Source organism: Martelella sp. (genome assembly GCF_984369615.1).
This window is the reverse complement of record NZ_CFHTCS010000353.1, coordinates 1-4426: the sequence shown is the minus strand read 5'-3', so window position 1 is coordinate 4426 and position 4426 is coordinate 1. Positions and strand designations below refer to the sequence as shown.

Below are 4426 nucleotides of genomic sequence, written 5' to 3'. Positions count from 1 at the left end.
ATCAAATCAACTCAGATCAGATCAGATCAGAATGAAAATCAAATCAAATCAAATCACTTTCCAGCAATGATTTGGCAAATCGATCCTCCCTAGGGAAGCCCCCTCGCCGGCGGGGTCCAGGCGCCTGGAAAACGGAAATGGTGGCGAAGATGTCGGCGGCGCGCAGAATGTCCTCGCGCTGGTCGGTCGCATAGGTCACGTGATGCAGCCGCCCCTTGCCGCCGCCATGCTCTTCGGTGCAGGCAAGGTCATAGCTCTTGTTGTTGATGGTGAACCAGCAGCCGCCGAGCCGGCCATTGTCGAGAAGGATGTATTCCGTCACCCGCGCGCCGAGGCAGGTGACCATGAAGCGGCGGAATTCGGTGACGTCTTCCGCAAGCAGGTTGACATGGTCGATGCGGCGCGGCGGCATGCCGGTAAAAGCGGATGCCGTGTTCTTCAGCGCCGCTTTTTCCGCGTCCTCCTGCGGCTCGTACCAATTGGTGTCGTAATAGATCTCGAAGACATGGCCGAAGGGGTCCTCGAAACGAAAGGCCCGGCCGTGGCTCAGGTCCCCGTCCTTCCAGCCGATCACCTTGAAACCGGAAGCCTCGATCGCCGCGACGCGTCGTTCCAGCGCTTCCGGGGAAGCGGCGCGATAGCCGATATGGGCAACGCCCGTGGTGTCGGACTTCGTCAGCTTCAACGTCGCATATTCATAATCATCCCAGGCCCTCAGATAGGCGGAATGCTCGTCCTGCCCGGACAGTTTCAATCCGTAGATCCGGGTGAAAAAGTCGAGGCTTTCCTCGAACCTGTTGGTCAGCACTTCCACATGGCCGAGATGGGCGATGTCAAAGCTCGGATTGGTCGGCTCCGTGGTCATTCCTGTTCCTCCCCTTGAACGTTCCAGCCGCCTCAGAGTTCGTCAACCGTGCGCGGAAAGATCGACTGGAAACCTTCCGCATATTTACAGTCGCGCCCCGAGGCCTGGCCGCCGGAATTGCGCTTGAAATGATTGGCCCGGTTGATGGCGACGCGGGTGTAATATTCCCAGAGGTGCTCCTGCCCGGCCATGGCCTCGATCGCCGCGCGCTTTTTCTCCCACACCGGCGTGATGTCGAGAAAGGTGTCCGGCTTCCAGCCCATCTGCTCGGTCTGATGCGGCTCGAACAGATAAAGCTGCGGCGCGCCAAGCACCTTCTCGCCGGGATTGTGACCCCAGGCCTGGGCAATCATCCGGCATTCGAGCGCAACTCTCGTGGCGTACATATGGTCGGTGTTGTAGGGGTCATATTGCGAGTGCGACAGCATGAAGGCGGGCTGCACCCTGCGGATGACCTCGACCACCCTGTTCTTGTCCTCGCGGGAAAGCTCCAGCGGATAGTCGCCGAGGTCGAGGCAGACGAGATCGTGGACGCCGAGCGCTTCCGCCGCCTGTTCGGCCTCCTTCCGGCGTTCGCTCTTGACCCTGTCGAGGGTCATCCCCTCCTGCTTCCACAGTTTCGCGCTTTCGCCGCGCTCGCCGAAGGAAAGGCACAGCACCGTCACGTCATAGCCCTTGGCCGCGTGCAGCGCGATCGCCCCGCCGCAGCGCCAGACGAAATCGGCGGCATGGGCGCTGATCACGAGCGCGGTCTTGTTGGTGTCCGGCATGGTTTCCTCCGTTATTCCATTGTTCCGCATCTGACGCCGGGGCGCCTGCGATGACAATTTCGGATTGCGGCGCGGCCATAAGAATTTGCTATAGCATTGTGCTATGAGCATGCGAATGGCTTGAGCATGCTATTGTTCTATAGCTATTACTTATACCCATGTCGGCCTTCTGAATGGTCTTGGCCCCGCCGCGTGGTTCTAACATGTCGGTTCCGGTTTGCCGAAAGGGCGGACACCAGCGGAGAAAGAGCCATGACAGCCATCGGATTTATCGGTTTCGGCGAAGCCGCGCGCGCGATTGCGGACGGCTGGGCTGCGGCAGGCATTGCGACGACCCTTGCCGCCTTCGACATCAAGACACTGCACAACGACGCGGCAGAAGCAATCGCCAAGGCCTGCGCCAAGCGCGGCGTCTTCTGCGCTCCGTCATCCGCGGCTCTGCTTCGGCGAAGCGATATCGTCTTCAGCCTGGTCACCGCCGACAACGGGTTTGCCGCCGCCGAGGCGGCGGCGGCGTATATCAGGCCCGGCACGCTCTATCTCGACGGCAATTCCTGTTCTCCGGAGACCAAGCGCCGCAACGCGGCATTGATCGAAGCCGCCGGCGCGCGCTACGTCGATGTCGCGATCATGAGCCCGATCCACCCGAAACGCCACGAAACGCCCTGCCTCGTCTCGGGTCCGCATGCAACGCAAGGCGCGGAGGCGATGGCAGGCCTTGGCATGAAGGCGAGCGTGACGGGCCCGCACATCGGCGACGCCTCCTCGGTGAAGATGATCCGCTCGGTGATGATCAAGGGCACCGAGGCGCTGATGGCGGAGTGCTTTCTCGCCGCTGAAAAGGCGGGCGTCAGCGCTGAGGTGATCGCCTCCCTTTCCGCCTCCGACCCGCAGATCGACTGGCCGAAAAAGGCCGCCTATTGTCTCGAGCGGATGATGGTGCACGGCACGCGGCGCGCGGCGGAAATGCGCGAGGTCGCGGCGACCATAAGCGATCTCGGGCTTGAGGCGCGCATGAGCGCGGCAACGGTTGCCTGGCAGGCGGAAATCGGAGCGCTCGGCCTTCAGACAGCGAAAGACGATGACCTCGCGGAACGCGTCGGGCTGATCCTGTCGGCAGAGGCCCGCGCCGAAGACTGAGCCCCTCGCACGATCCGGCCTTTGCCATCGCTTCCGGCGTTCCGCGTGCTATAAATCCGCCGAACACGTCGCGGAGGCGCCCTTGCCCTATAATCTTCGCCATCTCAGGGTCTTCCTGGCCGTCGCCGAGACGCATTCGGTCACCCGGGCGGCAGAATTGTGCTTCGTCTCGCAACCGGCCGTGACCCAGGCGCTGGGCAAGATCGCAAGCCTTGCCGGGGCGACGCTCTTTTCGCGCACGCCCCAGGGGCTCTACGTCACCGAGGCCGGCGAGACGCTGGCCTGCCGCGTGAGACGCGCCCTCGCCTATCTCGACCCGGCGCTTTCGGATGTCGCGCCGCGCCTGAAGGTGACGGTCACGCGCGCGCAGCTGAACGCGCTGATCGCCGTCGCCGAAACCCAGAACTTCACGCTGGCCGCCAAACGGCTCGGCCTGGCGCAGCCGACGGTGCACCGCGCCGTCAGCCAGATTGAGAGCGAGGCTGAACGTCCGCTGTTCGAACGCACCGCCTTCGGCATCGTCGCCACGCGCGCGGCATCAACGCTTGCCCAGGCCGCACGGCTCGCCTTTGCCGAACTCGCCCAGGCGGACGCCGACCTGGCGGAGGCGATGAAACGGGAGACCGGCCGGATCGTCGTCGGCGCGATGCCGCTGTCGCGCGCCTGCGTGCTGCCGGACGCGATCGTCGCCTTTCGCGCGCTTGGCCGCGCCATCCCTGTCGATGTGCTGGAAGGCGATTACGACGACCTGCTTGCCGGGCTCAGGCGCGGAGAGACCGACTTTCTCATCGGCGCGCTGCGCGATCCCGCGCCCATCGGCGATATCGTCCAGGAAGAGCTGTTCACTGACAGCGTGGTGCTGGTCGCGGGGCCCCGGCACCCGCTTCTGCGCAAGAGGAAGGACGGCACGCTGTTGCAGCCAACCTTCGAGGCGCTTGCCCGGTATCCCTTCGTCGTTGCCCCTGAGGGCACGCCGATCCGAAGCCATTTCGACCGCATGTTCGAAGCCGCCGGGCTTGCCGTGCCGTCGCGGCTGGTGGAAACGCGCTCGGTGATCCTGATGCGCGAGCTTCTGGAGAAAAGCGATCATCTCGGCTGCGTCTCAAAGCGCCAGGCGGAGGCGGAAATCGGCCACGGGCTGATGGTCGCCCTGCCCTTCGAACTTCCGGCAAGCGCCCGCCCGATCGGGCTGACGCTGCGCGCCGGTTTCCTGCCGACCGCCGCCCAGGCGCTGTTCCTCAAGCTTCTGCGCGATAAAGCGGCTTCGCTTCCTGGCTCTGAGTGAGGCTCATGCCTGTTCGGCGGGGACCTCGACCGTCAGCCCGTCGAGGTCTTCGGTGACCCTCAACTGACAGGACAATCGCGACCGGCCCGGCTCCATGCCTGGCGCGAAATCGAGCATGTCCTCTTCCATCGGCTCAACCGGCGGCAGCCGGTCAAACCAGTCACCGGCAACATAGACGTGACAGGTGGAACAGGAGCAGCAACCGCCGCATTCGGCGACGATGCCCTCCACGCCATTGTCCCGCGCGCCTTCCATGACGCTCTGGCCCGCAGCGACGTCGATCTCGTGGCGCTTTCCGGCATGCTCGATATAGATGGACGCCTCGAATTACCTACCGATTTCCGCCGTTTCGTGATTCACTTCGTG

At 63.7% G+C, this 4426-nt stretch carries 5 protein-coding genes; 2 read left to right on the top strand and 3 right to left on the bottom strand.

Annotated elements, in window-relative coordinates:
* Positions 1-43: 43 nt before the first annotated feature.
* Entirely contained in the window at positions 44-865 is an 822-nt protein-coding gene (locus AC5DC2_RS20010) for a VOC family protein (RefSeq protein WP_491699744.1), read from the bottom strand.
* Positions 866-897: 32 nt separating this feature from the next.
* Positions 898-1635, bottom strand: a complete 738-nt coding sequence (locus tag AC5DC2_RS20005; RefSeq protein ID WP_491699743.1) for a PIG-L deacetylase family protein — start codon at positions 1633-1635, stop codon at positions 898-900.
* Between the two features lie 252 nt (positions 1636-1887).
* On the opposite strand from AC5DC2_RS20005, the gene AC5DC2_RS20000 reads away from it, so the two are divergent.
* Together AC5DC2_RS20000 and AC5DC2_RS19995 are read left to right on the top strand one after the other, a co-directional pair.
* A complete protein-coding gene (locus AC5DC2_RS20000) occupies positions 1888-2775 on the top strand; it encodes an NAD(P)-dependent oxidoreductase (RefSeq protein ID WP_491699742.1) in 888 nt (295 codons plus the stop codon).
* Positions 2776-2857: 82 nt separating this feature from the next.
* Positions 2858-4060: a LysR family transcriptional regulator gene (locus tag AC5DC2_RS19995; RefSeq protein WP_491699741.1), complete on the top strand. Its 1203-nt coding sequence runs from the start codon at positions 2858-2860 to the stop codon at positions 4058-4060.
* 3 nt (positions 4061-4063) lie between these two features.
* Here the strand turns inward: AC5DC2_RS19995 and AC5DC2_RS19990 are convergent, their stop codons facing one another.
* A complete protein-coding gene (locus tag AC5DC2_RS19990) occupies positions 4064-4375 on the bottom strand; it encodes a 2Fe-2S iron-sulfur cluster-binding protein (RefSeq protein ID WP_491699745.1) in 312 nt (103 codons plus the stop codon).
* Positions 4376-4426: the final 51 nt, after the last annotated feature.

Coding starts and splice junctions, on each gene's coding strand:
- AC5DC2_RS20000 (WP_491699742.1), top strand. CDS start 1,888: ATGACAGCCATCGGATTTATCGGTTTCGGCGAAGCCGCGCGCGCGATT.
- AC5DC2_RS20005 (WP_491699743.1), bottom strand. CDS start 1,635: ATGCCGGACACCAACAAGACCGCGCTCGTGATCAGCGCCCATGCCGCC.
- AC5DC2_RS20010 (WP_491699744.1), bottom strand. CDS start 865: ATGACCACGGAGCCGACCAATCCGAGCTTTGACATCGCCCATCTCGGC.